Origin of the sequence: Alkalibacterium indicireducens, from assembly GCF_039522005.1 — a bacterium.
GTDB lineage: Bacteria > Bacillota > Bacilli > Lactobacillales > Carnobacteriaceae_A > Alkalibacterium > Alkalibacterium indicireducens.
In genome coordinates this window covers 1-26,955 of record NZ_BAAADA010000189.1, presented here as the reverse complement: position 1 = coordinate 26,955, position 26,955 = coordinate 1, and the positions used below count along the sequence as shown (strand labels likewise).

Below are 26,955 nucleotides of genomic sequence, written 5' to 3'. Positions count from 1 at the left end.
CGCTAACAGTTCCTACTGCCAAGTCTGTAGTGGACTTTCACCACCAAGTTGTCGCCCATGCCGGGCGCACAAGAAAAAAGAAGAGCATAAATGCCCTTCTTTAAAAGTGAAAGTTTATAAACGATTGTTCAATTCTTTCGCAAGGTCCTCGAAACCAGGTTTTCCAAGTAAGGCAAACATGTTTCTCTTGTACGCCTCTACGCCCGGCTGGTCAAATGGATTGACGCTGTTCAGGTAACCTGATAAAGCTACTGCAATCTCAAAGAAGTAGAACAGGTAACCAAGAGTATAAGCAGACGTATCTGGAATAGTAACAACGAAGTTAGGTACTTCTCCATCTGTATGAGCAAGCAAAGTGCCTTCAAATGCTTTAGTATTTACAAAATCGATTTCTTTTCCTTCCAGGTAACCTAAACCATCAAGGTCTTCTTTTTCGGTAGGAATTGACATTGATTTGGAAGGTTTATCGACTTTAATGACTGTTTCGAACAGATTTCTTCTACCTTCCTGAATATACTGGCCTAACGAATGAAGATCTGTAGAGAAGTTGGCGCTGGATGGATAGATTCCACGCTGGTCCTTCCCTTCTGATTCACCAAATAACTGTTTCCACCATTCAGAAAAATACTGAAGTTTTGGTTCGTAGTTGATAAGCAGTTCAGTGACTTTTCCTTTTCTATATAGGATGTTTCGGAATGCAGCATACTGGTAAGCCAGATTACTGTTTAGATCATCTTCTGAGAAATCACTACGAGCCTGAACTGCCCCTTTCATTAATGCAGTGATGTCTCCACCACCTACTGCTATTGGAAGCAGACCAACAGCTGTCAGGACAGAAAAGCGTCCGCCCACATCATCGGGAATGACAAACGTCTCATACCCTTCTGCATCTGCAAGAGATTTAAGTGCCCCTTTTTCTTTGTCTGTCGTCGCATAGATTCTTCCTTTAGCTTCTTCTTCCCCGTACTTGTCGATCAGCAGGCTCTTGAAGACTCTGAATGCTAAAGCAGGTTCTGTAGTAGTTCCAGATTTAGAAATCACGTTGACAGAAAAATCCTTATCTCCAATTACTTCTATTAGATCACTGATGTAAGTAGAGCTGATATTATTTCCGGCAAAGAATATTTGCGGAGCGCCTCGGTTTTCGCTGTTTAACTCGTTGTAGAAGGAATGTGTAAGGAAGTCCAAAGCCGCCTTAGCTCCAAGGTAAGATCCCCCGATTCCAATAACGACTAAAACGTCAGAATCTGATTTGATTTTCTGTGCAGCTTTTTCTATGCGAGCAAACTCTTCTTTGTCGTAGTCTACAGGCAGATCGACCCAACCTAAAAAATCATTTCCTGGACCAGTCTTCTCCTGAATCATCTTGTGCGCTGCATTGACTTGCGGCTGCATGTTTTTCAGTTCGTCTTCATTAATAAATTGTCCAACCACTTTTGAGTAGTCAAAATTGATTTTAGTCATATTATCATCCTCCAAAATTGATTAATTTGCTTATATAAGTAGAAATTGCGGAACACCAGAAATTTTCCATTGTTCCAATGTGGTGATCACGTTTTCTGAATGCACCCATGACAGATCCGTATTTTCGGTTAATAAGTCATCGGGGCGGTCGAGGTCGTCGTTTTCATAAATGAAAACGAACAGTGGGATTCGATTGTCGTCTACGATGGCATTAGTCAGCTCATTCAGTTCAAGCTTTTCAATGTTCAGATTGCTTACTTGCTTAAGCCTGTCGATTACACTGGCAAGGCCTGTTTGTTTGGGCTTTACAGTTGTTGCTAAAAAAGCAAAGCCTTCATCTTCTTTCCTTACAAGGAACACATACCGTCCATTTTCATCTTTTACAAGAATCGTACATGCAACATAATGATTTTCTTTCATCAAGTTTATTAACACCTTTCTAAGCAAATAATCAGTCAGCCGTTTCTTTCGCTGTTCTTTTGTGCATCTATTTCATTCAGTGCCTGCTCTACCCACTTTGGCAGCTTGTCTTCGATCGACTTAAATCCGATTCCAGTTTTCTTCCCATAGCGGGCAATGTTACGCTTGTTTGAAAATGGATGGAATTTAGGTTTATGCAGACTTCTTAGTGACAGGCTGATTTTCCCGGAATATTCGTCAATATCCATAATGATGACATCCACCATATCTCCTTTATTGATGACATCGGAGATGCTTTTGATATATCCGTGTTTTAATTCAGATATATGTATGAGGCCATGTGTTTCATCATCTATCGCTACAAACACGCCATATGGCTGGATTCCAATGACTTTTCCTCTAACTTTTTGTCCTATTTTGTACACCATGAATTCCCCTCTCCGTCATCATGGTTTTCATGAAATCATTCTTTAGTAGTATAGCATGAAATGAAAGATATTGGAAACTATCTTCTTTTAAACTCCCCTTGCATTTAGCCTATATTTAGCTAATACTATGGGTAAAGACCATTAGAGTGATGTTATGAATTTTGACAAAGCGATTGACCGTCATACAACTGGGAGTGTCAAGTGGGATTTGACAGAACAGTTATTCAGCAGTCAAAATACTTTGCCAATTTGGGTGCCCTATATGTACTTTGATAATCCTGAACCAGTCCACGATCAAGATTTAAAAAATCGCTTCGTCTCTGTTCGGTATCAGTTACGGCCAAAACGTCAAATGTTTGGTGCGGCTGAGTTTTGCAGTACCCAAATCCATACTCAGAGGTGGTCTGAACAGAATCAGGAAAGTAATTGAACAATAAGAAAAAGTCCCTTCAGGAATATGAGCCTCTAGTAAAGTGACGGCCGTATACCTGATGGGACTATTCGTTATAATGCGCGTTGAGCGAGTATGAGACAGCCAGTAATGCCGGCATCATCTTTCAGTTGTGGTGAGACGATGTATTCTTCCATATCGGGGGTCTGTACATAGTCATTCATCAGTCGTATGAATTTGTCTCTGATGAGCGGGAAAAGCTGAGCCTGTTTCATGACTCCTCCGCCTAAAATAATTTTCTCAGGACTAAGTGTCAACGTATAACTCATTAGCGCCTGGGCAAGGTAGTGAGCTTCAATCTCCCAGACTTGCTCATTATTCGTAAGCTCCTGAGCTTTCTTCCCGTAGCGTTTTTCTACAGCCGGTCCTGCGGCGAGCCCTTCAAGGCAGTCCCCATGATAAGGACAGTGCCCTTCGAAATGATCTTCAGGATGTTTTCTGACAAGGATGTGTCCCATTTCAGGATGACCAAATCCTTCTAAAGGTTCTCCTTTGATCACTGCCCCGCCACCTACGCCGGTTCCTACAGTAAGGTAGAGACAGGACTCTTTTCCCTTGGCAGCACCATAGGTCAATTCACCTAAGGCCGCAGCATTTACGTCTGTGGTCCAGCCCATTGGAACAGAATACCTTTCTTTCATCACACCGATAAAATCTGTGTTTTCCCAGGCCGTTTTTGGGGTAGATGTGATGTACCCATAAGTCTCTGATTTTATGTTGACATCTATTGGGCCAAATGACCCGATTCCGATGGCGCTGACGTCGTACTGATCAAAAAACTCGAACACTTTCTCAAACGTTTGTTCCGGAGTCGTGGTCGGGATCGACTGTCTTTCTAAAATATTGAACTCATCATCGCTGACGGCCAATACAAACTTCGTTCCTCCAGCTTCTATTGCACCTAACATGTCATGCCTCCTAAACTTATAAAATTACTGATTGAATGGCCCCTGTTAGTCTTGGATCGTGACCGTTTCAATGATGATATCTTTATTAGGTTTGTCCATTGCGTTTCTTTCTACATTCTGGATCGCTTCAGCTACTTCGTATCCTTCAATGACATGACCGAATACAGTGTGTTTCTGATCAAGCCAAGGGGTTCCCCCGTTTTCCTTATATGCTTCAATGATTTCTTCCGGGAATCCTGCACCTTCTAGTTGAGAAACCATTTGTGCTGGAGTATCGCTCATAGTCACGATGAAGAACTGACTTGAGTTAGTATTTGGTCCTGCGTTAGCCATAGACAGTGCGCCATTCAGGTTGAACAGCGATGGACTGAATTCATCTTCGAAGTTCCCTCCAAAAAAACTTTCACCGCCCATTCCGCTTCCAGTAGGGTCTCCACCTTGTATCATAAAATTTGGAATGACACGGTGAAAGATGACACCGTCATAGTATCCTTTTTTTGATAGTCCGACAAAGTTTTCTACTGTCTTAGGTGCCTCTTCAGGAAAGAGCTGAATAGTGATGTCTCCCATGTTGGTTTTAACTACAGCTTTTGGTCCAGTTACCTGATCCAAGTTTAATTGTGGAAATTGAGTCATTCGTATTCCTCCTAATGTTTATCTCTATTTAGTGTACCGCAGTTCTGTTGGATTGCCAATAACTTTCTAATTGTAACACTTTTTAATCATCATCAGTATTTATTCATGTTATTATTAAGAAGGTTTCTATTTTAATCAAAGGAAGATTTTCATGACACTATTTAACAATTATCCATTGGTAGCTGCTTTTTCAGCTATTATTATTTCTCAGATCATCAAAGTCCCTGTTGCTCTATTATTAAACCGGCCATCATCAGTGGCACTTGCCACATCGACTGGTGGGATGCCGAGTTCTCACTCGGCAGGAGTAACTGCCCTGATAACGAGTATGATATCAGAATACGGCATTCAGTCTCCATATGTAGCTATTGCCGCGACATTCGGGGTCATCGTCATGTTCGATTCCATGGGGGTCAGACGCCAGAGTGGTGAACATGGTATTCTGATCAATGAACTGCTAGCTGATTTCGAAAATTTCAGAAAAAAGTTCACTCATCAGACTCAGGAAGAGATCGAAGCAATGAAAGAAGAAAGGCAGTCCAGGGAATATCTTGGACACAAACCGATTGAAGTCTTTTTTGGTATTCTTTCAGGTGTCGTGATCGCTTTGTTGATTGGCATGCTATATTGATCTACAGTTATATTATGGAGGGTTTGTTTTGAATCTGTCAGAAGAACTATACGATATCACTATTATAGGCGGTGGGCCTGTAGGCATGTTCGCAGCTTTCTATGCGGGTATGAGAAATGCAAAAACTAAACTGATCGAATCACTCCCTGTACTGGGCGGACAAGTCTCCCTCCTTTATCCGGAGAAAACTATTTATGATGTAGGAGGATACGCAGGTGTTACCGGAAAAGAACTGGTTCATCAGCTGACCGCGCAGATGCAGCACTTCGACCAGACGATTTGTCTTGATGAAAAAGTACTGACCATTGACAAACTGGACGATCAGCTCTTTAAATTAACGACCAATAAAGGCAGTCATTTTTCTAAGACAGTGATCATTACAACTGGTCAGGGCTCCTTCAGCCCGAGAACCTTATCTCTTCCCAATGCAGAAGTTTTCGAGGAAGCTAATCTGCATTATATTGTCAAAGATCTGGAGCAGTATAAAAATAAAACTGTTGTCATATGCGGCGGAGGGGATACAGCAGTTGACTGGGCACTGACCCTGGAGCCCATTGCCAAAAAAGTTATTCTAGTTCATAGACGAGAGCGGTTCAGGGCCCATGAAGGCTCTGTGGAGATGGTAAGGTCTTCCAGTATTGAGGTCCTTACTCCTTATGTCCCTCACAATCTCGTGGAGGAAAACGGGCAGCTTAAAGCCGTGGAATTTAAAGAAACACGAGGAGAAGACACGTTCTCTGTCGATCTGGATTATTTCATTGTCAATTATGGTTTCGTCTCTTCACTGGGACCAGTAAAAGACTGGAATATCGCTCTTGAACAGACCGATATCGTCGTCAATTCAAAAATGGAAACATCCATTGAAGGAATTTATGCTGCAGGTGACAGTACGACCTTTGATGGCAAAATAAAGCTGATTGCCACGGGTTTCGGAGAAGCCCCTTCTGCAGTCAATCATGCGATTCATTCCATTTATCCAAATGAACATGCTCAGCCAATCCAAAGTACAAAATTAACTTTTGAAGATTAATAAACACTAATAAGGAGGAGTCAAAATGGTTCAATCAGGTTCAGAACTGCATAAAGTAGCTTTAAAGAGGTTAAAAGACAGAGGTGTGACTCTGGAAGAGATCGCCGAACTGGTTTATGATCTTCAGAAACCTTATCTCACAGAAATTGCTATGGATTTATGCTTGGATAATGTTCAAGCTGTCATCAGGAAACGAGAGGTTCAAAATGCCATTCTGACTGGAATAGAGCTTGATGTATTATGCGAAGAAAACAAATTGTCTAGTCCCCTTCAGGAAATCATCAAAGAAGATGAGGGGCTGTATGGAATTGATGAGATTCTAGCGTTATCCATTGTCAACGTGTACGGCTCCATTGGTTTCACCAACTACGGGTTTCTAGACAAGACTAAGCCAAAAATCATCAGTCGACTGGATAATCACAAGAATACACAAGAAACCCATACATTCCTGGATGACATCGTCGGTGCAATCGCTGCGGCTGCAGCAAGTCGGGTTGCACACGATAATCCTGAAATCTCAGATATTATGAAATAACAGATAAAGACCGGTCCCTCACATAAAATCTGCCAGATAGGCAGACTCATGTAAGTGACCGGTCTTTTTAATTGAATGCACGTTTTTTGCTGTACCAGTACATCCCGATGAATGCTCCTTCTATGAGAATGAAAAATAGAATGAAGCAGTACATAAAGAATTCCTGTGGAAGTGCCAGGATGATGGGATCCGTAGCGGGATTGAACAGCCAGTCATCGTTGTTGAAGAAAATCTCGTGAAATAAAACGAACATTCTGTCAAAGTTTACTGCCAGAAAGAAAAGCAGCGCAGGCGGAACCAGACTTGCAATGAAAAATGGTCTCTGGAGTGTCCAGATCATTCTGTTTCTTTTAACGTATCTCATGTAAAAGAAACTGGTCACGCTGGAAATGATCAGAATCCCGTAATTGATGTAAAAGAGAATCTTGACTTCCCAGAAATGAAACAGTCCGCTCTCTGAACTCGGAAAATCCAAAAACTCCAGTTCAGTGATCCAAGGAAAATGGAGATACCTTAGGAGTACGTAGTAATTGTCCATGATTGCTTCGTATGTCATATTCAACCGTTCAGGTAAATCATGAATTCTGACAGTCAGCTGGTAAAGGGGAGTAAACAAGATGACCACCGCAATACTTGCAGTGATGATCAGGAGAATCAGACTCGTTACTCCTCCTGCTTTTCTTAGAGCATTCATTCTAAACACTCCAATCATCCAAGGTGTCTATCACAAAAGTCGGCTCATCAGCAAACTGGTCGAGATCCTCTTTTGACGTAAAGCCTGTGAGTACCAGAAGCGTATCAACTCCATTGTTGATACCTGCGAGGATATCCGTTTCATAATTGTCTCCGACCATCAGAACCTCATCACGGTTCAGACCTATTTTCTTAAGTGCTGATTCCATAATGTAACTCTCCGGCTTTCCAATAAAAGTCGGTTCCACTCGTGTCGATTTTTCGATGAGAGCGACTAGAGAACCAGCTCCAGGTACGAGCCCCAATTCATTAGGCAGGTTCGTGTCTTTGTTAGTTGCAATGAATGAAGCCCCATTCTGAATGGCCAGACTGGCAATCATACATTTTTCATAGGTCAACTCTCTATCCAAGCCGACGACTACATGATCGATATCCTCTTCGACAATCTCACATCCGACCTGTTCCAAGGCTTCGATCAGGCCCTTCTCTCCGACAACAAACACTCTGTTGCCTTCCAGGTTCTTAACATAATCAGCTGTGGCCAGGGAACTGGTGTAGACTTCCTCTGCTTCTGCGGGAACATTGAACTGGGCTTTCAATTTAATTGCCACTTCTTCCGGACTGCTGGTAGAATTGTTAGTCAGGAATATATAAGGGGTCTGGCTCTTCTTAAGTTGACGGATAAAGCGCGGGGCCTGTTCGATCGGTTCTTTTCCCTTATACATAGTGCCGTCCAGATCGATAAGGTATCCTTTATAATTGTTGTCAGTCATTTGGAAACTCCTTTACTTAATTACTTTTTCTTTCTGATCTGAAAACGCGTGCTACCCTTTTCATTTTTCACTTCTTTTACATTTTCAGTCTTTTTTGTATTGGGCTTGCTTTCAGTCCGGTTCTTTTTAGTGAAAGACTTTCTGTCTGCCTTCTTTTTAGTCGGCTCACTTGCTTTCTTTTTCTGTGAGTCACGTGATGGCTTTTTCGTTGACTCTTTTGCAGCCTTAACTCCAGTAGACTGGCTCTGTTTTTGTCCGGAAGATTTTCTTCTGGACTTATCTGATCTTCTCTTCTGAGGTTTTTTCTGAGTCTGCTTGAAGTGAGGATCCGGGTTAGGATACGACCGCTGTTTCTTCTTCGTTTCAAGACTCTCAAGAACAAAATAAGCACAGCCGAAACTGCAGTATTCACTCAAGTAGTCTTCTAGGTGACCGATTTTCATATCAATTGGTGCTTTTTTGTTGCTGTCGTGATAGAACCCTCTTAATCTTAATTTGCCATATGACATATCTCCGACGATAAAGTCATATTTTTCCAGTAGATCAGTGTATCGGTCCTCAAGCAGTTCCAGATCAAGCGCATCTCTGTAATTTTCTTTGATTGTATACCTGTCACCGGCAATCTCAAGTGTTTCGGTATCAAGTTTTTTCACTACTTTTTCATCCGTTTTGACCAGTTCATCAATCTTATCCTCAGTGCCTGGTCGGCTAATATTCTTTTCTTTATTGTCTGTCACGATGATTCTTCCCTTTCATCTAATAAATTCGAAGTCTGGTGTGCAATGTAATTACCGACGATTGTTCTTAAGAAATCGGGACTGATTATTCTAACAGAGGCCTGTGCCTGAAGTTCCGGAAAGAAAGGAACATAAAGAAAATAGTCAACTGTGATCAGTTTATACTGTCTGTTCTGATCAAGTTCTTTTCCATTGATATAGATGCCCTCTTTGTTCTTTTCTATTCCCTGAAAATAAAGATCTCCAAATATCTTTCCTCTAAATCCGTATCCTTTAACAGGCAATATTTTCAACTTTTCTCTCTGCTGCTCCATTTGATTGAGCAGTCGCCTGAGGCTGTTTCCGTTCATGCTTACCTCGACTACTCTCATCGGGTGCGGAAGAACTTCATGCAGCTGCCTCCTGTTGATCAGTCCTTTGGGAAGCGACTCTAAAAAAAGCCCTGTATTGACCACAGCGATGTTCGTCTCGCTCAAACTGGTCATAGCTGCAAGCGTCAGTGAAATCAGATTCGGTTCTGCAACTTGCTCTTTGTTGAGTGGATGATTCATTTCCCCAAGAACTTCATGCTCCAGCATCCTGTTTCCTATTCTGTAAAGTTCGTTCATGTCCACGTGTTCATCTGGAACCGGATCAACTTGTGAACGGACATCGATTACTTCAGCAGTCATGAGTATCTGATTGTCTTTACCGTATTCTAACGTAATTTTCCCTATATGCGTACCAAATTTTCCAGCACCGGCTATCAGTGTGCCTTCGATCATTTCACCTTCCGGCAGCAGATGGTGGGTATGTCCCCCCATGATTACAAGCACTTCGGGGTAGCGTTCAGCTATCTCCCTGTCAGTGGGCAGGCCAAGGTGGCTCAACAGAATAAATCCGTCTACCTTGTTTCTGTATGTCCTGACCAGTTCATCAAGTACGTCGAAAGGGTCCTCTACATTCCATCCCAATGAGTCATAACTCATCGGCAGTGGAATGGTCAGACCGACTAGTGCAAATGTATGCCCGCCATTAGTTTCGAGCAAAATAATTTCTCTTGCCCAGTCCGGTCTGCTATTTGTTTCTTTATCTTTTAAATTGGATACGACCACTTCATATCTAGCTTCGGAAAACAAGTCATTAAGCTGATCTTTAGTGTTTCCGATTCCCTCATTGTTTCCTATAGTCACAGCATCGTAAGATCCATCATGAAGCAGCTCCGCAATTGCTTTCCCGTTAGTTGCTTCGGTCAGAGGATGGACTCGATCTGTAGCATCTCCGTCATCAAAAACATATACTGTTTCCTTTTTACTCATCAGCCTTTGTTTCTCCTGAGTCAGATAGCGTGCTATTCTGGGCCAGTAAGAAAGCTGAGAATGAATATCGTTTGTATGATAGATCGTAATCTTTTCCATTGTTTCTCCTCCAGCTTTATACTATCACATTCGACCCCAAACTCCTATTTTTGAGTGATTTCAGGGGTGAAATGATACAGCTGGTTCTTTGGTCCTTTTCAGTGACCAGCTAATTTCCCTGGTCTCCTTTTCGAATGTCAGTGCTCTGTAATACGCATCATGATAATAAAGAAACGTCCATCCTTCTTCCAGTCCTCTGTTGATCCAAGTCTCTTTAGCTTCGATGGAATCGAGCGGATGGTCATCAAAGGCAGTGACCCATAACGGGTTGAGATGTGCATGTGTAGGGAAGACATCCGATAAATGTACTGCAACCTTATTTCCATCCGTAATTTTAACCAGACATTGCCCTGGACTATGACCTCCTATATGTATCAGTTCGATTCCTTTTCCTACTTCAATCGAATCATCGAAACAAGTTATCTGAGAAGCGATCGCACGCCAGTTATCTTCCCAATATGTTCCGCTCGTACGTTTGGAGGGATGCTGTATAGCTTCCCATTCCCTGCTCTCAACGAAAACCTGCGCATTTGGAAACATTGGTACTTTCCGACCGTCGACATCTTTCACTAAGCCGGTAACATGGTCGAAGTGCATATGGGTCATGAGCACTCTGTCAATGTCCCCTGGTTCAAATCCGAGTAAAGCCAGGTCTTCTTCTATGGTCGATTCTTCATAGGCGCCGTATATCATCTTCTGTTTGTCCGAGAGTCGACCCCTACCGATCCCTGCATCAATGAGTGAAAGCATGCCATTTTTTTCAATGAGCATCGGTTCAGTCACGAGTTCGATCTGATTTTTTTTATTGCACGGGTAGCGACGGCTCCACAAAGGTTTAGGTACCGGTCCAAACATGGCACCTCCATCCATCATGGTCACTCCTCCGTTTAACCAGGTTATTTTAGTGGATCCAATCGTCAGCGAGTCCATAGCCTCATCCTTTCTTTACATCAGCGGGGCAAATAGTCTAAGTACACTTTGCGTCAGACGACTGACAGGAGACTGATTTACCGTTTGATCAGTCATCAGCTCACTGGACCTGATCGTTTCGTCAAAATCTTTTCTAATGTCATGCATGATTGTCCCCCCAAATAACATTACTGCATTCTCAAAATGGAGGTACAAGCTTCGGTAATCAAAATTGATGGTGCCGACAAGTGCTACTTCATCATCCACAAGAACAGTCTTTGCATGCATGAACCCTGGTGTATACTCATATATACTGATGCCTGCCTCTATCAGTTCAGAGTAGTAAGACCGTGTGGTCATGTGTACGAGATACTTATCCCATTTCTTAGGCGTAATGATTTTTACATCGATTCCACTTTCGGCTGCCAGTATGAGCGCAGTTTCAAGATTTTCATCCAGTATTAGATAGGGTGTGTAAATATGCACCGATTCTTTTGCAGCATGTATCATTTTAATCAATACATGTTCACCAAAGTTTTTCTTGTCAGTCGGACTGTCAGAGAAGGGCTGGACATAATAGGTTGAATGAGCCTTACTTGTACTGGTCTCCCAGTTAACCGGTTTAAGGCTTTTTAAATCTTCAGTATCTATATGATCGTCCATAGACTGCCATAACTGAAGGAAAATGAGTGTCAGCCCCCAGGCTCCTTTCCCTGTCAGCTTGATCCCATTGTCTTTCCAGTGACCGAACCTCTCGATTTCGTTGATATATTCATCAGCTATATTTATTCCACCAGTAAAAGCTACTTTTCCGTCGATTGAAAGGATTTTTCTATGGTCCCGGTTATTTTGCGAAGAGGTAATAATCGGATGGAATGGGTTATATATTCGACAACTGATTCCCTTTTCTTCCAGCTGCTCTTTCATATCGGAAGGCAAGGTAACGAAACTGCCAATGTCATCATACATGACACGGACATCTACTCCCTGTTCTGCCTTTTCAACCAGCAAGTCCAGAAGTTTTCCCCACATCTTACCTTCTGCCACAATAAAAAATTCAAAAAATATGTAGGACTCTGCTTTACTGATTGCCTCCTGCATAGCCTCAAAATATGATTCTCCAATCGGATAATAGGCTGTCTCAGTATGATCATAGACTGGAAATCCACCAGCATATGTCAGATAATGCATGAGTCTTCCATGATGAGGAAAATCAGTTTTCGCTTCGTTTAAAACTTGCTCCTCATGTCCAGCAAATGAGAAATGAACCTGGTAAATCTGTTCGAGTTTTGCCTGCAGCTTTTTTGTCTGTGTCTGTCTGTTAAATATCAAGTAAAATAATGTGCCGTATACAGGAAAAATCAGGACTTGCAAAATCCATGTAATTTTATAAGCTTCTTTTCCTTTCTTCCAGACAACATGAAGAGCTACACCTATAGACAGTATGGTAAACACTGTCTCCAAGAAAATGGAATGGACCATCGATTGGTTAACTACGAACCCGAAAATCGCAAATTGAATAATAATTAATAACGCCAATATGACTCTTCTCTTAAATAATTGCATCAACCATTTTTTTCTCAAGTTTTTCACTCCTTCGTCCTCTGTTAAGCCTACCTTTTTTCTTCAGGTTTGTCACTATCTCAATAAGGGTTTTTATAAGCTTTCATATGTATATTCCATTTATGCTGATCTTTGTAGGACTGTTCAGATCTTATCATTCCCGTCTTTCCCTACCATTTCATATCGATATCGTCAGCTTAGATGCCTTTTCTTCATCTTTAACGTGATGAGTGAAGGTGTCTTTTCTTATAGATAAGAGTTTTGAATGACCGCTTAAAAATTATAATGAGGTAACCGGACGGACCATGGTATTGACATTTCCTCTATTCTCTTCTAGAGTAATATAAGATTGAATGAATTAAGGAGTCCCTATGCCAAAAAAATATTACGCAGTTAAAAAAGGAAGACAGACAGGTGTTTTCACAACTTGGAGCGATGCTCAAAAAGTGATTTCAGGCTTTTCAAACGCAGAGTTTAAGTCATTTACGACTAAATCTCAGGCCGAGAATTATCTGAAGGGATCAGATTCCCCTCCTGTTGAAGAAACCCCTGAGACAGTCATTGCATATGTAGATGGATCATTCGATAAACGGGCAAAAAAATACAGTTACGGTGTAGTCATGATTAAAGATGGAAAAGTGTTGGCTGAACTGGCTAATGCTGCAGATGATCCGAAGTATGCTGAAAGCTTTCAAATTGCAGGAGAATGCTTTGGGGCCTTAAATGCCATAAAATGGGCAGTCAGTCATGGCTATAAATCGGTCATCATTCATTACGATTATCTAGGAATTGAAATGTGGGCTACTGAAAGATGGAAAGCCAATAAAACAGTCTCTAAAGATTACGTCACCTACTTCAAGAAATACGCTCAAGAAATCAATGTCCATTTTGTAAAGGTTAAAGCTCACACCGGCGTTCTTTACAATGAACGAGCTGACCAGTTGGCTAAGCTTGCACTTAAATAGATACCCGGACTGAATAACAATAGATTCATCGATGGATCACAAAGATGAGCCTATAAAAACCGTCAAACTAAGGAATTATCCTCCTGATCTGACGGTTTTTTTATCTGTTTCGGTTCCAGTTTCTTACAGTTCGTCAATTCGACTCATGTCTTCATCAGAAAGTGTGAAATCCAGACTTTCCAGATTAGCTTTCTGGTTTTCAGGGTTATGCGATTTAGGAATCACGATCACGCCGCGCTGGGTCTGGTAACGCAGAAGAACTTGTCCCCAGGTTTTATTATAAGTTGTGCCTATGTCCCCCAACACCTCTCTATGCGCCTCAGAGGTTTTCATTGGTCCCCAGGCTTGCGGTCGGATATCTTCCTTAAACATGTACTTTATCCATTCATTGTTCCATTCAGTCGGATTGGACTTGATCTGGTTCACTGCCGGCTTGACAGTAGCAAAAGCATCCAGGCGTTTCAAATCATCGATTGAAAAATTAGATACCCCGATTGTTTTGATTTTGTCTTTTCCGACGTACTCTTCCAGTACTTCCCAAGTCAGACGCAGTTTCTCTTCATCTTCAATAGGTTTATGGATCAGGTACAAGTCGATGTAATCTGTCTGCAAGTTTTCAAGACTTTGATCGAGTGTCTTTCTAACTGCCTCTTTATCTTTGATATACTGATCATCTGCCGGAATTTTAGTTGTGATAAAAAATTCTTCACGAGGAATGCCGCTGTCTTTAATCGTTTTGCCCACACCTGCTTCGTTGCGGTAGGAGATGGCAGTATCGATCAGACGATACCCTAAATTGATTGCAGACTCAAGTGCAGAGAAGTCGCCATTCAATTTACCATTGTAATCATTGTTTTCTTTGCCGTAAGTATTTGTTCCTGTCCCCAAGTATGGGATGGATAAACCATTATTCAGCCGAACTTTTTCCAATGCTATCTCTCCTTCATTTCCATATTTACCTTTATAGTACCTGTCTTTACAGGTCGATTTCAAGTAATTGTTTCTTCAATGCCTTCATTTCTGTATTGTCCAGTGTAATTCCCTTTCCCATCTTCAAGTGATCCGGGCTCCAGTCTCTAATATCGAACTTAGCTGGTCTGTCGTTCCAACTAACCAGATTCAGTTCTTTCCTCCAGCCTTTGGGATTCTCTGACAAGACAGCTAAGTGCTCAAGTACTTCAAAATTTAATTGACTCATTTCTTTAGACTCCTTTCAAAATAGCGTCCGACTTCATCGGGGTGATGGGCATCTGAACCGAATCTAAGCGGGACAGCTAGTTCGATTGCTTTTTTAACCAGGACTTCCGGTGGGTACGTCTGCTTGTGATAAGGCTTGTCCAGTCCGGCGAAATTGTAATCCATCCGGTAGCCCTTTTCTTTAATACGTTCGAGTACCTTGATCCAGTCGATCGTGTCGACCTGGTCGTACGCTTTCTCAAACTTATTGATCAGCGTAATATGACCGATCGTTTTAGGGGTCAGTTCCCCGTATGGCTCGGCAAGTGCTTTATAAAGAGTATCTTCATATTTACTGACTAATGTATCATACCCGACTTCACTGATTTTTTCTAAAAATGCATCCTTGTCGTAATCGATACAGAAATATTCTTCATTGCTCAATCGGATCATATGAACACTGAGTATGGAATGAGGAACGAAATCGGAATGTTTCTTCAGAAACTCAAGTGTCTCTTCTTCTTTCCCTTCAATATAGTCAATTTCAAACCCTATATTAATGATCAGCTGATCCTTATATTTTTCCTTCAGTTCCTTTCCCTCTTTAATATAAGCCTCTACATCTTCCCAGGACATAGCACTGTCATTCTCAGGAGTCGGGTCATCGATGACCAGAGGGGCATGTTCTGTAAAGGTCATTTCCTTCAATCCTTTACTGATGGCTGTCTTTACGTATTCTTCCATTTCAGCATCCGAACCGTGCGGGCAGTACTGAGTGTGTATATGACTATCTGATAACATAAGTCCTCCTTATTATAGGTGACAACAAAACAGCTTTCACATTAACTAATTTTATGTTAGTATTTTTTCATTACGTGATTTAGATACTCCTATTGTATCAAATCATTAAAAAAAGAGAAATGAGGAAACGACTAATGCTATTCGAACAGAATAACCAGCATATATTGGATAAAAAACATCAAGAATGGGAGTTTCTCCATCATTTCCACCATCTCGGTTATGACCTGCTCGACCTCTCGATCCTCGAAGAATTTCGCTGGGACAGTTTGTCACCAGATGATTTAAAATCAATGACTAACCGGTATACCTGGCAGGCAAACGACTCCCTTCTATCAATCAGAAGCGACTGGACGGATGCCATAGTCAGATACCGGAAAAAATACAAATTAAAAACTGATAAAATAGCTTATTCCGGTCCAGTTTATTCCTATAACAAGGAACGCATGCAGTTCGGAATGGAGATTTTCTCAGAAGATATCGATACACAGCAGTCGTCAATGAAAGATCTGCTTGATTATCTACAGACTCATCTTAAACAGACGGTTTCAGTAGCAGTGATCAGTCACTATTCTCTATTAAAAAGACTACTGAGTAAAGATGAACTTCAAGATCCGGAAGTCAGACATCTGTTGAGAGAACGTAACCTGGATGGACTGACTAAGTATTTAGGTCAAACTCATCCTGTCGTTCAACTGATGAGCCAGCCGGTTCCTGACCAGCTCCATTTCGCCAGAGACCAGTTTCCTGACCTGAAAGACCCAGTCAATGAAATTATCAACTGGCGTAATGCACTGGAAGAAAAAAATATCCCGATAGTTTACAGTGACTTATTCTCACTTCCGGCTCAATCGTACTATAAGGGGATTTTTCTGCAATTCTATACTGATCAGACTGTAGAGCCGATCGTTACCGGCGGACAGTATTCCAGTCCGACAAAAGCCTTTGGAATGGCGATCAACCTGACAGACTTAACATACTAAACCGTTTTGTGAAGGAGCAAGAGATGATTACTATAGCTTTATCAAAAGGAAGACAGCTGAAAGACTTTATAGCATTTTTAAAAAGCATCGACATGACCAACTGGAGCGATGCACTCGAATCAGTGTCAAGAGAATTAGTTGTGCACACCGACTCAGTGAGATTTCTTCTGGTCAAAGGTGAAGATGTTCCAGTTTATGTGGAAGAAGGCGTCGCTGATCTGGGCATAACAGGAAGTGATGTCCTGTACGAACAGAACAGACACATCAATAATCTGATGGATCTGCCGTTCGGCTACTGCCACTTTGCACTGGCAGCTAAAGAACCTAAGGATGTCTATCCAGTTGTAGCTACAAAATATGTACAGTTTACTCAAAATTACTTTGATTCTATTATGCAGCCTGTTAAAATAATCTATCTAAAAGGTTCAGTTGAGCTGGCCGCGACAATCGACATGGCCGATGCCATCATGGATATCGTTCAGACAGGTACGACTCTAAGAGACAATGGTCTTGAAGAACAGATTCGTCTTGATGACATCAATGCACGCCTTATTTCAAACAAGCATGCATTCTTTTCTAAGAATACTGAAATACAGTCAATCATCAATCAATTCAAAAAAGTAGGTGCTTAGATGTACACAGCTCAGTCATTTAAAGATAAATTTAAAACGATCAATAGTGTGGACTGGACGAAAACGCAATCGGTCATGGATATTATCCAGTCTGTTCAGAAAGACAAAGATTGTGCTCTTAAATCATACAGCAGTCAGTTCGATAACGTGGACATCGATGAGCTTGAAATTCCTCGGTCTGAACTGGAAAAAGCCGTTTCTTCCATAGATGATGATTTGAGACATGCTATGGAGGAAGCCCATGACAATATCAGACGTTATCAGTCTTCCATTAAGCTATCAGATAGTGCAGGAAAGGAATTATTTCAGAAAGTACATCCTCTCAAACGTGTCGGTGTATATGTGCCTGGAGGAACTGCGCCTTTACTTTCTACCGTTTTAATGACGGCTGTTCTTGCGAAAGTAGCTGGTGTAAATGAAATCATCGTGACTACTCCGCCTCAAACTGATGGTGTACATCCAGCTATTCTTGCTGCATGTCACATTTCAGGCGTTGACCGTGTCTTTCAGGTTGGCGGCGCACAGGCTATTGCAGCCCTTGCATATGGAACTGAAACGATCCCTAAGGTAGATAAAATTGTTGGTCCTGGCAATCAGTATGTTGCTTTGGCCAAGAAGCTTGTCTACGGCGATGTGGGCATCGATTCAATTGCAGGCCCAAGTGAAATAGTCATCGCTGTTGATGAAAGCACCAACGCAAAATGGGCATCTTTCGACATCCTCGCTCAAGCTGAACACGATGTTGAAGCTAGAACATTTTTAGTAAGCGAGAATGAAGCTAAACTTCAGGAAATTTATGGTCAGGTTCAGAAAGGGCTTAAGAAACAGCCTCGTGAGTCGATCATCAGAGAAAGTCTGGCAAATCATCACTTTAATATTCTGACTGAATCTAGAGACGAAACAATCGATATCATCAATCTGATTGCAGGCGAACATGTCTCGATTCAGACTAATGATGCAGCTGATTATGTCGACCGCGTTACCACAGCTGGTGCTTTGTTTATCGGCGACTATTCGCCTGAAGCCATTGGAGATTATATTGCCGGTCCAAGTCACGTTCTACCTACTGGAGGCACTGCTCGATTCAGCAATGGTCTGACTGTAAATGATTTCTTAAGAACAAACTCAATTATTGCTTTAGAAAAAGGGACATTCATGACCATGGCACCGGGAGGCATGCGCATGGCCGAAGAAGAAAAACTGAATGCTCACTATGATTCATTAGCCAGCAGATGGGAGGATCTCAAATGATTCGAATAGATAAAAACGAAAGTCCTTACCGCGCACTCAGCGAAGAAGAAATAGGAAAAATCGCTGTAGACACGCACTTTAATCAATATGCAGAAGATGAGTATGTGGAACTTCAGAAGAGTTATGCAGCATACAATGGATTTGATCCTGATCTGATTTCATTTGCAAACGGGTCTGATGAATGGATACAGAAAGCAATGATCGTTCTTGGTGACGGGCCTGTTCTTGTACTGGATCCAGACTTTGTGATGTATGAAGAATATGCCAAGCAGTTCGGACGTAAACTGACAAAAAACAACTGTCTTGACGACTGGACCTTCGATTACGAAGAAGTCTATAAGAAGATCAAGGAATTAAATCCTTCTGTCTTTATCTTTTCACAGCCGAATAACCCATTCGGTACGCTTCATCCTTCAGAGTTCGTCGAACAAGCTTCAGCTCTTATGAAAGAAGCTGGCGGTTATTTCATTATTGATGAGGCTTATGGAGAATTTATTGAAGATCAAGTAACTTATCCTGAAGGCGATCATGTCATCCGTCTAAGAACCTTGAGTAAGGTTTACGGCTTGGCAGGTCTGCGTGTAGGTGTCGCTATTTCTACAGAAAAAACGATGGGCATTCTCAACTCAATTGCCCACCCTTATCCGTTAAACACATTTTCTCTTAACGTAGCCAACTATCTTCTCAACCAGACTGAACGTCTGGATAAATTCATTGAATTGAACCGTACCCTTTCCAGAAAACTAAAACAGATTTTCCAGGACGAAGTCGGAGATGTGATCGATATCCTGGACAGTTCGACTAACTTCATCTTTACCTACGGAGAAAAAGCTGTCGATTTGAGTGAACACATTGTCGAACGCGGGTTTTTACCAAGAATGTATCCAGAATCCGACAATCCTGCATTAAGACAGATCGTCAGGTATTCCATTGCTACTGAAGAGCAGCTAAGGGATCTGCAGACTATTTTAAAAGAATGGAGACAAGCGCAATGACCATAACTAAAGAACGCAAGACAAAAGAAACCTCTATCGAGTTGACTATCAGCAAGGGACTTGAAGCGTCGCATATCGATACTGGCGTCGGCTTTCTGAACCATATGCTGGATCTGTTTGCGTTTCATGGTCATTATGTCATCGACCTTAAAGTGGATGGCGACACAGATGTTGATGATCACCACACTACAGAAGATGTCGGTATCCTGCTTGGACAAGCAATTGCTGAACTGATGGAAGACAAGTCATCCATTCAGCGATACGGTACGGCTTATGTTCCTATGGATGAGACACTGACTCGAACAGTCATTGATGTCAGCGGACGTCCTTACCTGCACTTTGAAGCAGATTTTTCCAGCCAGACCGTTGGTACCTTCGACGTTCAGCTGGTCAAGGAATTCTTTTATGCGCTGACGATCAATGCCCGTCTGACGGCGCATCTTGATCTGATCAGAGGCGGCAATACGCACCATGAAATCGAGTCTCTCTTCAAATCTTATGCTCAGGCTCTACGTCAGGCAGCCAGCGACTCCTCTGTTTCCAGACTGCCTTCTTCGAAAGGAGTGATCGAAGCATGATCGCGATCGTCGATTACGGACTAGGAAACATTGCCAATTTGACTAACGCCTTGACTTATCTGGGCTATGAAGTGAAAGTTACTCACGATGTTGAAGAGCTGGAACAGGCTGACCAGATCATCCTTCCCGGTGTCGGTCATTTCAAAGATGCCATGACCCGTTTAAATGAACTCGATCTGATTCCTGAGCTGAAAAAATTGAAGGAAACCAAGCCGTTTATCGGTATCTGCTTAGGCATGCAGCTGCTTTTCGAACACAGTGAAGAAGGAAATGTCAACGGGTTGAATTTTCTTCCTGGCCAAGTCAAGAAGATGACCTGCAAGCTGCCTGTTCCTCACTTGGGCTGGAATAAACTGGATGCGCCAAATGCTTCTCTGAATGAAGACGTCTATTTCATACATTCATATAAAGTCCATACGGAAGAAAATGTCGTGGCAAAAGCGACTTATGAGGACGATGTGGTAGCTATTGTTCAGAAAGACAACATCATCGGCATTCAGTTCCATCCGGAAAAAAGTGGCGACAAGGGTCTTCAGATTCTTGATCAGGCACTGAAAGGCGGGTACATCAAATGATAGAATTATGGCCGGCGATTGATCTGATCGATAACGAAAGTGTCCGACTGACTGAAGGAGACTACGGGACGAAAGAAGTCATGACTCGTACCCCTCAGGAAGCCATCGCCTTCTACAATCAGTTCGAGCAGGTGAAACGGATTCATATTGTCGATCTGATGGGTGCCCTTCATCAGAAACCTGCAGAGGAAGCTTTTATTAAAGATCTGATTCAAACGAGCGAACGCCCTGTTGAAATCGGTGGCGGCATTCGTAAACAGGAAACAATCGATTATTATTTAAAAAACGGGGCTTCTTATGTCATAGTGGGTACCCGTGGGCTTCAAGATACTGAGTGGCTCAAAACAATGACTGAACAATATCCAGGGAAAATTTATCTCGGCCTGGATGCCAAGAAAGATCAGGTGGCTGTCAATGGCTGGACTGAGGCGATGGACCGTACGATTTTTGATGTAGCTGAGGAAACGGCTTCCTTGAAACTAGGCGGAATCATTTATACTGACATCTCAAAAGATGGAAAAATGCAGGGACCTAACTTTGAACTGACAAAAGCATTAGTCGAAACAACCCCTCACCCAGTCACTGCTTCTGGAGGGATCAGAAGTCTTGAAGATATGAACCAGCTTGAAGAAGCAGGTGTCAAAGCTGCGATCGTTGGAAAAGCAGCTAATACGACTACATTCTGGGAGGGCATCAATTAAATGATAAAGAAACGAATCATCCCCTGTCTGGATGTAAAAGATGGTGTGGTCGTTAAAGGAATCCAGTTTAAAGGACTGCGGGAAATCGGCGATCCTGTTGAATTGGCGAAACGATACAATGCGCTCGGTGCCGACGAGCTTGTCTTTCTTGATATTTCAGCAACTCAGACCGGTAATGCATTAATGCTCGATGTTATCAGTAAAACGGCAAAAGAACTGTTCATCCCTATGACAATCGGAGGCGGACTGAAGTCCATCGAAGACATTTCTGCTGTACTGAACGCCGGTGCAGATAAAGTCAGTCTGAACTCGGCCGCGCTTAAAAATCCCGATCTGATCAATGAAACAAGCGAAAAATTCGGTGCCCAATGCATCTGTATTGCCATCGATGCGAAATGGGAAGAAGATAAGCAGGACTGGTTCTGCTACACTCATGGCGGCAAGCAGCGTACGGATATCCGGACAATTGACTGGATTAAAGAAGTCGAACGTCGTGGAGCTGGCGAACTGCTGGTCACAAGTATGGACTACGACGGCATGCAGAACGGCTTTGATCACAAACTTCTTTCCATCATTCAGAAAGAAGTCACCATTCCAATTATCGCTTCTGGCGGTGCCGGCAGTGCCGAAGATTTCATCTCTCTTTTCCTGGAGACAGATGTGTCAGCTGGACTGGCTGCCTCCATTTTCCATGACCAGGATGTATCCATTCAGCAAGTGAAAGATCTATGCGATTCGAAAGGAGTGCCTGTAAGACATGTCTGATTACACTACACTTAAACCTGACTTTTCAAAAGGATTGCTACCGGTTATCCTACAGCATCATATCACGAAAGAAGTCCGTATGATGGGCTATATGAACGAAGAAGCGTTTGAACTCACTAAGAAGGAAAAAGTCGTCTGGTTCTTCTCCCGTTCAAAAGATAGACTGTGGAAAAAAGGCGAATCCAGTGGGAATATGCAGTACATCACTGACATGTATCTGGATTGTGATGATGATGCTCTTCTAATTATGGTCGATCCAGCTGGCCCTACTTGTCATACAGGCAGCGACAGCTGTTTCAACCTTGCGTCTTCCTTCTCCTTACGGGATATTGAAGCCATGGTAAAAAATCGTGCGACATCTTCTGATGAAAAATCTTATACACATTATCTTCTCAACGAGGGTATTGATAAGATCAGTAAAAAGTTCGGAGAGGAATCCTTTGAACTAGTCATCGGTGCCAAGAATGAAGATAAGGAAGAAATCAGGAATGAGGCGGCCGACGTGCTGTATCATTTAGGTGTCCTTCTCCATCAATCCGGTGTCACAGTAGATGATGTGGAATCTGTTCTGGCTTCACGTCACCAGAAGAAAAACAACTTTAAAGGTGAACGCCAGTCGATCAACGAATGGTAGTATCGCCTGGTTAAAGTAATCGTTAAATCATTCGACCCTTTATTAGTTATAGACAACTAGCTTGTCATCTGACTAATAAAGGGTTTTTTGTTCGATTATATTGCCAGCCGCTGGCGGTTGCCAGATTGCGTTCTTTCTTGGTTGTGTGTCAGATTGACCACTCACTTGGTTTTTCCATCTCAGTGGGCCATAACCCTTCAACTACTGACCACTCAACTTATATTTCCATCTCAGTGGGTACTAATCCCTCAACTATGGACCTCTCAACTTATTTTTCCATCTCAGTGGGCACTAATCCCTCAACTACTCACCTCTCAACTTATTTTTCCATCTCAGTGGGCACTAATCCCTCAACTACTCACCACTCAACTTATATTTCCATCTCAGTGGACCATAACCCTTCAACTAAAAGACATTCACTTCCTATTCCCTTATACTAATCCAGCTGACCATTCTCCAGTCAGTTTACAATAATCTCCACATTTTTTGGAAAAAGAGATCATCCTTTTTCACATTACTCTATACCTATTTTTAAATTTAAATAGTGTGGTTTCTCGTCCGTCCTAAAAAATAAGTAATTGTTAAAAAGGAAGCTCCTGTTGTTGAAAAGTTCCGAACCATTATATACTATAAGTAGGATCTGTTTAAAAAGATGGAGGAACAAAATATGCCCAATAAATACAATAGAGTAAAACTTGCCGAACGCGGAGCTCGAGTAAGCATCAGTGTGTATATCATTCTAGCTCTGGTAAAAGTTCTGCTCGGTTATTTTCTGAATGCCGCCTCTCTCTCAGCTGATGGGTTCAATAACCTTACCGATGTCGTCTCTTCAGTAACTGTCCTAATAGGACTCAAGACTGCACGAAAACCAGCCGATTCCGATCATCCTTATGGGCACTGGAAAGCTGAACCGATCGCCAGTCTGATCACTTCCTTCATTATGCTGTTTGTCGGGTTTCAAGTCCTTCAGAGCAGTATTGTAAGAATAATCAGTGGAGAAATCACGCCTCCAGATCAGTCAGCTGCCATTGTATCTGTCGCAAGTGCGATTGTATTGTATCTCCTTTACAGATTCAATCTGTCTCTGGCAAATAAAGCTAACAGTGCAGGCCTTAAAGCTGTCTCCAAAGATAACTTGGCAGACAGCCTGACCAGTTCAGCTACCGCCATTGCCATCACAGGAGCTTCGTTCGGCTGGGGCTGGCTTGACGGAGTAATGGCTGTCATCGTATCACTCATCATCATCAAAACAGGTGTAGAAGTATTCAAGGACAGCAGCTTTTCCTTATCTGACGGGTTCAAAGATAAACATCTGACGGAATATAAAAATGAGATTCTTCTTCTGCCTCATGTGAAAGAAGTTGCGACAATTAAAGCACGGATGTACGGGGCTAATACCTATGTCGATGTGACGATCCTGGTGGACGGGATGATGACCGTTCAGGAGGGACATGATGTGACTGAAATGATTGAGGAAGTGCTGTATGAAAAATATGATATCATGCATACTGATGTTCATGTTGAACCTGATACAATTGAAGACCAGTTCAACAAGGATCAGATGTAGACTACAGATATTTTAAGTAAAAAAAGACACGGTAACGGTCATTTCCTTTGTTAAATCAGGACCTGACTCGTCTCGTGTCTTTTTTACTTTCTGATTACTTTGATGCGGTTACTTTGAAGTTGCGGTTGGCTTCTGCCTTGATTGGTGAAAACTGACTGAAGTAGTCTCCCATCAGCTCATTCATAGGGATCGTGACCTCGCGGATGATTTTAGAGGCATCAAACATGTCGTAATCGCCTCCGCCTACAGCTCGGTACTGATTAATAACGATCTCCAGGCTGTCTTCAGGTATGATGTCTTTCCCTTCATAGGAAAATTCAACGATCCGTTCCCCTTGAGGCATTGCCACATCGATCGTATACTCAATGCCCTCGTACATATCATAGTTGTACATTTGGGGTTTCGGTGTCATAAATGACGGATTGACGATGATGTCCCCGGTTTCATCCAGTTCAAAGTAAGTTGCCGACCGCTCTAGTGCCGCTTTCAGATCTTTTCCACTTACTTTCAGTACAGCCAGCGTGTTCGGATAAATGTAATTCAGGACGACATCTCGCATCGTTACTTCTCTTTTGAATCCTCTAGCTTGGTTATTGAAAAGAGCCGTACCTGAAATGTCACATTCCGCATAATACATCTGAACCTTATTTACAAATTCCACATAAGGATGCTCTATACGGCGAGCGGCTTCCACGTCCGAAATCGTCATATCTCCTTCGACTTTTCCGATTGGCTGATCCAGCCATGCTTCTACCTCTTCATTTACTGACCTCTTCATTTACTGATCTGAACGCATCAGCGGTCGATTCATCTACATCCACCTGTTCCGTCGACAGAAGTTCAGGTATGGCATCGATCAGGGTGTACTGTCCGTCAGCTTCTTCAATGTCCAATGTCACTTTTCCTAAATATCTTCCTTTATCCCCGGGCATAACGACTGCGGTCTGCCCCACTTTCTGAGCAATGACCCTATGCTGGTGTCCGCTGAGCAACACATCTATTCCTTCTACGTCATGCAGCAAAGCATAGCCTTCATTCTCTCCGGTCTGTATTTCCGTCTCTTCTCCTGTCTCCAGGTCTTTTTCAAAACCGCCATGATAACTTACGACTACAACGTCGGCCTGCTCTTTTAAATAAGGCACATATTTCTTCGCACTCTCAACTGCAGAAACAAATGTAAGGCCTTCGTAGTTCTCAGGGTGTTCCCAGTTAGGGATATAAGGGGTGGTCAGTCCAAGTATGGCTATTTTAACGCCTTCTTTTTCGATAATTTTATACGCCTGACCAAAAGCCGGTTCGCCATTATCGTTAAGGATATTTGCGCTAAGTATAGGATAGTCTGCACTCCTGACCGCACTGTTCAGATAGTCCAGACCATAATTGAATTCATGGTTTCCAATGACTCCTATGTCAAATCCACAGGCGTTGGCCGCTTCCATCACCACAGTCGCTTCTTTCTTTTCCTTTACCACATAATGTGTAAAAGGCGAACCCTGTATCAGATCCCCATTTTCAATCGTAATACTCGGTCCATTAAGTTTCTCACGTTCACTTTTAAGTAGTGAGGCAATCTTGAACAGTCCGTAAGTCGCTTCATGACGTCGTGACTGATAGTCCGTTGGGAAAAGGTAGCCGTGTATGTCACTTGTTTCAAATAGTGTAATCTTCATAAGTCAATCCTTTCAAGACGATTAATGTCAATCTTCATTTAAAATATCGATCAGTAATTCAGGATCATCTGTCATGATGCCATGTGCACCAAGATCAATCAGATCTCTCATAGTGGCTTCATCGTTGATTGTCCAGTAGTAGACATCCATCCCTCTGTTTTCGGCTCCTCTGATCAGTTTCCAATCAGCAAGGTTAAAACCTTCCTGTTCGACAGGTAGCTGAAAAGCATCCGCTGTTGGCTGATAGACCAGATTCAGAAAAGCCTTATGCAGAGTAACAAACTGGCGCGTTTCCTTCTCGCCTGCACCGATAGCCACTAACCCGTCAGCTACTTCATTAAATCTTAGATTGATTTCGTGGTCAAAACTAGCTATCAGAACCGTCTCATGCATATCATATTCTTCGATCAGTCGCCACATTTCCTGGATCATTTCTTCATAGTGCTTTGGATCATTCGTTGCTTTCAGTTCAATCAGCTGTCTCACATTGCTGAACTCCTGGAATACTTCTTCTACTGTCGGAATATATACTCCAGTATTTCTATATTCATACTCCCCCGACTCATTTTGAAAGTGGTAGCCTGCATCCAGGGACTGAATTTCTTCCAGAGTCATCTCATTCACACGGCCTGTTCCTTCTGTTGTACGGTCGACTGTCTCGTCGTGAATAGCCACCAGTTCGCCATCTGCAGTTATGAAAACGTCATACTCTAGGATATCTACACCTATGGTTCGGGCATAACTGAATGCCTCCAGCGTATTTTCAGGGGCATGATCCAGTCCTCCACGATGAGCAATGACTAATGTGCCTTCATCTCCTTCAAAAAATGCTCGTTCACTATCTGAAGTCAGCGGAAAAAGGAATAGAATAAACCAGATAAATAAAATGATGCCTAAAAGTATACCAATATACTTGAGTAGTTTTTTCACTCGATTCCTCCTTTTATTATAAGAGACACCTAGGAAACTATAGATGCTCTATATAAGTGGATTTAGGGTTTTCTCTTTTGAGTTTTCCCTCCACTTATTTTCTTTTTTTAAATTTTTTCACATTTTTATGCTTATTACTTGACTTTTGGTTTTTGCCTAC

Annotated in this window: 29 protein-coding genes and 1 pseudogene; 14 read left to right on the top strand and 16 right to left on the bottom strand. The window is 42.3% G+C overall.

What is annotated here, in order from left to right; all coding sequences use genetic code 11:
* Positions 1 to 114: 114 nt before the first annotated feature.
* The 5 genes from ABFX15_RS10315 to ABFX15_RS10295 all read right to left on the bottom strand — a co-directional run bounded on the left by ABFX15_RS10315 (position 115) and on the right by ABFX15_RS10295 (position 4,307).
* A complete protein-coding gene (locus ABFX15_RS10315) occupies positions 115 to 1,464 on the bottom strand; it encodes a glucose-6-phosphate isomerase (protein ID WP_346025331.1) in 1,350 nt (449 codons plus the stop codon).
* Positions 1,465 to 1,494: 30 nt separating this feature from the next.
* The gene (locus tag ABFX15_RS10310; RefSeq protein ID WP_346025330.1) at positions 1,495 to 1,884 is read right to left on the bottom strand and encodes a hypothetical protein; all 390 of its coding nucleotides are present in this window, start codon (positions 1,882 to 1,884) and stop codon (positions 1,495 to 1,497) included.
* Between the two features lie 35 nt (positions 1,885 to 1,919).
* The gene (locus ABFX15_RS10305; RefSeq protein ID WP_346025329.1) at positions 1,920 to 2,312 is read right to left on the bottom strand and encodes a CvfD/Ygs/GSP13 family RNA-binding post-transcriptional regulator; all 393 of its coding nucleotides are present in this window, start codon (positions 2,310 to 2,312) and stop codon (positions 1,920 to 1,922) included.
* Between the two features lie 504 nt (positions 2,313 to 2,816).
* Entirely contained in the window at positions 2,817 to 3,671 is an 855-nt protein-coding gene (locus tag ABFX15_RS10300; protein WP_346025328.1) for an ROK family protein, read from the bottom strand.
* Between the two features lie 45 nt (positions 3,672 to 3,716).
* Positions 3,717 to 4,307 carry a peptidylprolyl isomerase gene (locus ABFX15_RS10295; RefSeq protein WP_346025327.1) on the bottom strand — a complete coding sequence of 197 codons (591 nt, stop codon included), beginning with the start codon at positions 4,305 to 4,307 and terminating at the stop codon, positions 3,717 to 3,719.
* 151 nt (positions 4,308 to 4,458) lie between these two features.
* Between ABFX15_RS10295 and ABFX15_RS10290 the strand changes: the two genes are divergently transcribed.
* From ABFX15_RS10290 to ABFX15_RS10280, 3 genes are read left to right on the top strand one after another with little or no spacing between them, the layout of a single operon-like run.
* Positions 4,459 to 4,938 carry a divergent PAP2 family protein gene (locus tag ABFX15_RS10290; protein ID WP_346025326.1) on the top strand — a complete coding sequence of 160 codons (480 nt, stop codon included), beginning with the start codon at positions 4,459 to 4,461 and terminating at the stop codon, positions 4,936 to 4,938.
* Positions 4,939 to 4,966: 28 nt separating this feature from the next.
* Positions 4,967 to 5,968: an NAD(P)/FAD-dependent oxidoreductase gene (locus tag ABFX15_RS10285; RefSeq protein WP_346025325.1), complete on the top strand. Its 1,002-nt coding sequence runs from the start codon at positions 4,967 to 4,969 to the stop codon at positions 5,966 to 5,968.
* Positions 5,969 to 5,993: 25 nt separating this feature from the next.
* Positions 5,994 to 6,503, top strand: coding sequence for a phosphatidylglycerophosphatase A family protein (locus tag ABFX15_RS10280; RefSeq protein WP_346025324.1), 510 nt, complete (start codon positions 5,994 to 5,996; stop codon positions 6,501 to 6,503).
* A gap of 67 nt (positions 6,504 to 6,570) precedes the next feature.
* Here the strand turns inward: ABFX15_RS10280 and ABFX15_RS10275 are convergent, their stop codons facing one another.
* From ABFX15_RS10275 to cls, 6 genes are read right to left on the bottom strand one after another with little or no spacing between them, the layout of a single operon-like run.
* Entirely contained in the window at positions 6,571 to 7,197 is a 627-nt protein-coding gene (locus tag ABFX15_RS10275) for a TIGR01906 family membrane protein (protein WP_346025323.1), read from the bottom strand.
* A gap of 1 nt (position 7,198) precedes the next feature.
* Complete coding sequence (locus ABFX15_RS10270; RefSeq protein WP_346025322.1) at positions 7,199 to 7,969, bottom strand: TIGR01457 family HAD-type hydrolase; 771 nt, start codon at positions 7,967 to 7,969, stop codon at positions 7,199 to 7,201.
* A gap of 20 nt (positions 7,970 to 7,989) precedes the next feature.
* Positions 7,990 to 8,706 carry a YutD-like domain-containing protein gene (locus tag ABFX15_RS10265; protein ID WP_346025321.1) on the bottom strand — a complete coding sequence of 239 codons (717 nt, stop codon included), beginning with the start codon at positions 8,704 to 8,706 and terminating at the stop codon, positions 7,990 to 7,992.
* Positions 8,703 to 10,103 carry a bifunctional metallophosphatase/5'-nucleotidase gene (locus tag ABFX15_RS10260; RefSeq protein WP_346025320.1) on the bottom strand — a complete coding sequence of 467 codons (1,401 nt, stop codon included), beginning with the start codon at positions 10,101 to 10,103 and terminating at the stop codon, positions 8,703 to 8,705. Before ABFX15_RS10260 ends, ABFX15_RS10265 begins: the two co-directional genes overlap by 4 nt.
* 60 nt (positions 10,104 to 10,163) lie before the next feature.
* Positions 10,164 to 11,033, bottom strand: a complete 870-nt coding sequence (locus tag ABFX15_RS10255) for an MBL fold metallo-hydrolase (RefSeq protein WP_346025319.1) — start codon at positions 11,031 to 11,033, stop codon at positions 10,164 to 10,166.
* A gap of 15 nt (positions 11,034 to 11,048) precedes the next feature.
* Complete coding sequence (cls, locus tag ABFX15_RS10250) at positions 11,049 to 12,596, bottom strand: cardiolipin synthase (RefSeq protein ID WP_346025318.1); 1,548 nt, start codon at positions 12,594 to 12,596, stop codon at positions 11,049 to 11,051.
* A 350-nt stretch (positions 12,597 to 12,946) separates the two neighbouring features.
* On the opposite strand from cls, the gene ABFX15_RS10245 reads away from it, so the two are divergent.
* Positions 12,947 to 13,540: a ribonuclease H1 domain-containing protein gene (locus tag ABFX15_RS10245; RefSeq protein ID WP_346025317.1), complete on the top strand. Its 594-nt coding sequence runs from the start codon at positions 12,947 to 12,949 to the stop codon at positions 13,538 to 13,540.
* 123 nt (positions 13,541 to 13,663) lie between these two features.
* Here ABFX15_RS10245 and ABFX15_RS10240 read toward each other — a convergent pair whose 3' ends face one another.
* From ABFX15_RS10240 to hisJ, 3 genes are read right to left on the bottom strand one after another with little or no spacing between them, the layout of a single operon-like run.
* Positions 13,664 to 14,470: an aldo/keto reductase gene (locus ABFX15_RS10240; protein ID WP_346025316.1), complete on the bottom strand. Its 807-nt coding sequence runs from the start codon at positions 14,468 to 14,470 to the stop codon at positions 13,664 to 13,666.
* 46 nt (positions 14,471 to 14,516) lie between these two features.
* Positions 14,517 to 14,738, bottom strand: a complete 222-nt coding sequence (locus ABFX15_RS10235) for a YdbC family protein (protein ID WP_091268463.1) — start codon at positions 14,736 to 14,738, stop codon at positions 14,517 to 14,519.
* On the bottom strand, positions 14,735 to 15,517 hold the full coding sequence (hisJ, locus tag ABFX15_RS10230; RefSeq protein ID WP_346025315.1) for a histidinol-phosphatase HisJ: 783 nt from the start codon (positions 15,515 to 15,517) through the stop codon (positions 14,735 to 14,737). The genes ABFX15_RS10235 and hisJ overlap by 4 nt, the downstream gene beginning before the upstream one ends.
* 119 nt (positions 15,518 to 15,636) lie before the next feature.
* On the opposite strand from hisJ, the gene ABFX15_RS10225 reads away from it, so the two are divergent.
* The 10 genes from ABFX15_RS10225 (at position 15,637) to ABFX15_RS10180 (ending at position 24,195) form a co-directional block, all read left to right on the top strand.
* Positions 15,637 to 16,497, top strand: coding sequence for an ATP phosphoribosyltransferase regulatory subunit (locus tag ABFX15_RS10225; RefSeq protein WP_346025314.1), 861 nt, complete (start codon positions 15,637 to 15,639; stop codon positions 16,495 to 16,497).
* Positions 16,498 to 16,520: 23 nt separating this feature from the next.
* Entirely contained in the window at positions 16,521 to 17,129 is a 609-nt protein-coding gene (gene hisG / locus ABFX15_RS10220; RefSeq protein ID WP_346025313.1) for an ATP phosphoribosyltransferase, read from the top strand.
* Positions 17,130 to 18,380 carry a histidinol dehydrogenase gene (hisD, locus tag ABFX15_RS10215; RefSeq protein WP_346025312.1) on the top strand — a complete coding sequence of 417 codons (1,251 nt, stop codon included), beginning with the start codon at positions 17,130 to 17,132 and terminating at the stop codon, positions 18,378 to 18,380.
* Entirely contained in the window at positions 18,377 to 19,375 is a 999-nt protein-coding gene (locus ABFX15_RS10210) for a pyridoxal phosphate-dependent aminotransferase (protein ID WP_346025311.1), read from the top strand. The genes hisD and ABFX15_RS10210 overlap by 4 nt, the downstream gene beginning before the upstream one ends.
* Positions 19,372 to 19,953, top strand: a complete 582-nt coding sequence (hisB, locus tag ABFX15_RS10205) for an imidazoleglycerol-phosphate dehydratase HisB (RefSeq protein WP_346025310.1) — start codon at positions 19,372 to 19,374, stop codon at positions 19,951 to 19,953. The genes ABFX15_RS10210 and hisB overlap by 4 nt, the downstream gene beginning before the upstream one ends.
* Positions 19,950 to 20,528 carry an imidazole glycerol phosphate synthase subunit HisH gene (gene hisH, locus ABFX15_RS10200; protein WP_346025309.1) on the top strand — a complete coding sequence of 193 codons (579 nt, stop codon included), beginning with the start codon at positions 19,950 to 19,952 and terminating at the stop codon, positions 20,526 to 20,528. The genes hisB and hisH overlap by 4 nt, the downstream gene beginning before the upstream one ends.
* On the top strand, positions 20,525 to 21,229 hold the full coding sequence (gene hisA / locus ABFX15_RS10195; RefSeq protein ID WP_346025308.1) for a 1-(5-phosphoribosyl)-5-((5-phosphoribosylamino)methylideneamino)imidazole-4-carboxamide isomerase: 705 nt from the start codon (positions 20,525 to 20,527) through the stop codon (positions 21,227 to 21,229). Before hisH ends, hisA begins: the two co-directional genes overlap by 4 nt.
* Positions 21,230 to 21,994, top strand: a complete 765-nt coding sequence (hisF, locus tag ABFX15_RS10190; protein ID WP_346025307.1) for an imidazole glycerol phosphate synthase subunit HisF — start codon at positions 21,230 to 21,232, stop codon at positions 21,992 to 21,994.
* On the top strand, positions 21,987 to 22,628 hold the full coding sequence (gene hisIE, locus ABFX15_RS10185; RefSeq protein ID WP_346025306.1) for a bifunctional phosphoribosyl-AMP cyclohydrolase/phosphoribosyl-ATP diphosphatase HisIE: 642 nt from the start codon (positions 21,987 to 21,989) through the stop codon (positions 22,626 to 22,628). The genes hisF and hisIE overlap by 8 nt, the downstream gene beginning before the upstream one ends.
* Positions 22,629 to 23,295: 667 nt before the next feature.
* Positions 23,296 to 24,195: a cation diffusion facilitator family transporter gene (locus tag ABFX15_RS10180; RefSeq protein WP_346025305.1), complete on the top strand. Its 900-nt coding sequence runs from the start codon at positions 23,296 to 23,298 to the stop codon at positions 24,193 to 24,195.
* Positions 24,196 to 24,289: 94 nt separating this feature from the next.
* Here ABFX15_RS10180 and ABFX15_RS10175 read toward each other — a convergent pair.
* Both ABFX15_RS10175 and ABFX15_RS10170 read right to left on the bottom strand, forming a co-directional pair.
* A pseudogene (locus ABFX15_RS10175) lies at positions 24,290 to 25,865 on the bottom strand (bifunctional metallophosphatase/5'-nucleotidase).
* 27 nt (positions 25,866 to 25,892) lie between these two features.
* A complete protein-coding gene (locus ABFX15_RS10170; RefSeq protein ID WP_346025304.1) occupies positions 25,893 to 26,795 on the bottom strand; it encodes a glycerophosphodiester phosphodiesterase family protein in 903 nt (300 codons plus the stop codon).
* Between the last annotated feature and the right edge of the window lie 160 nt (positions 26,796 to 26,955).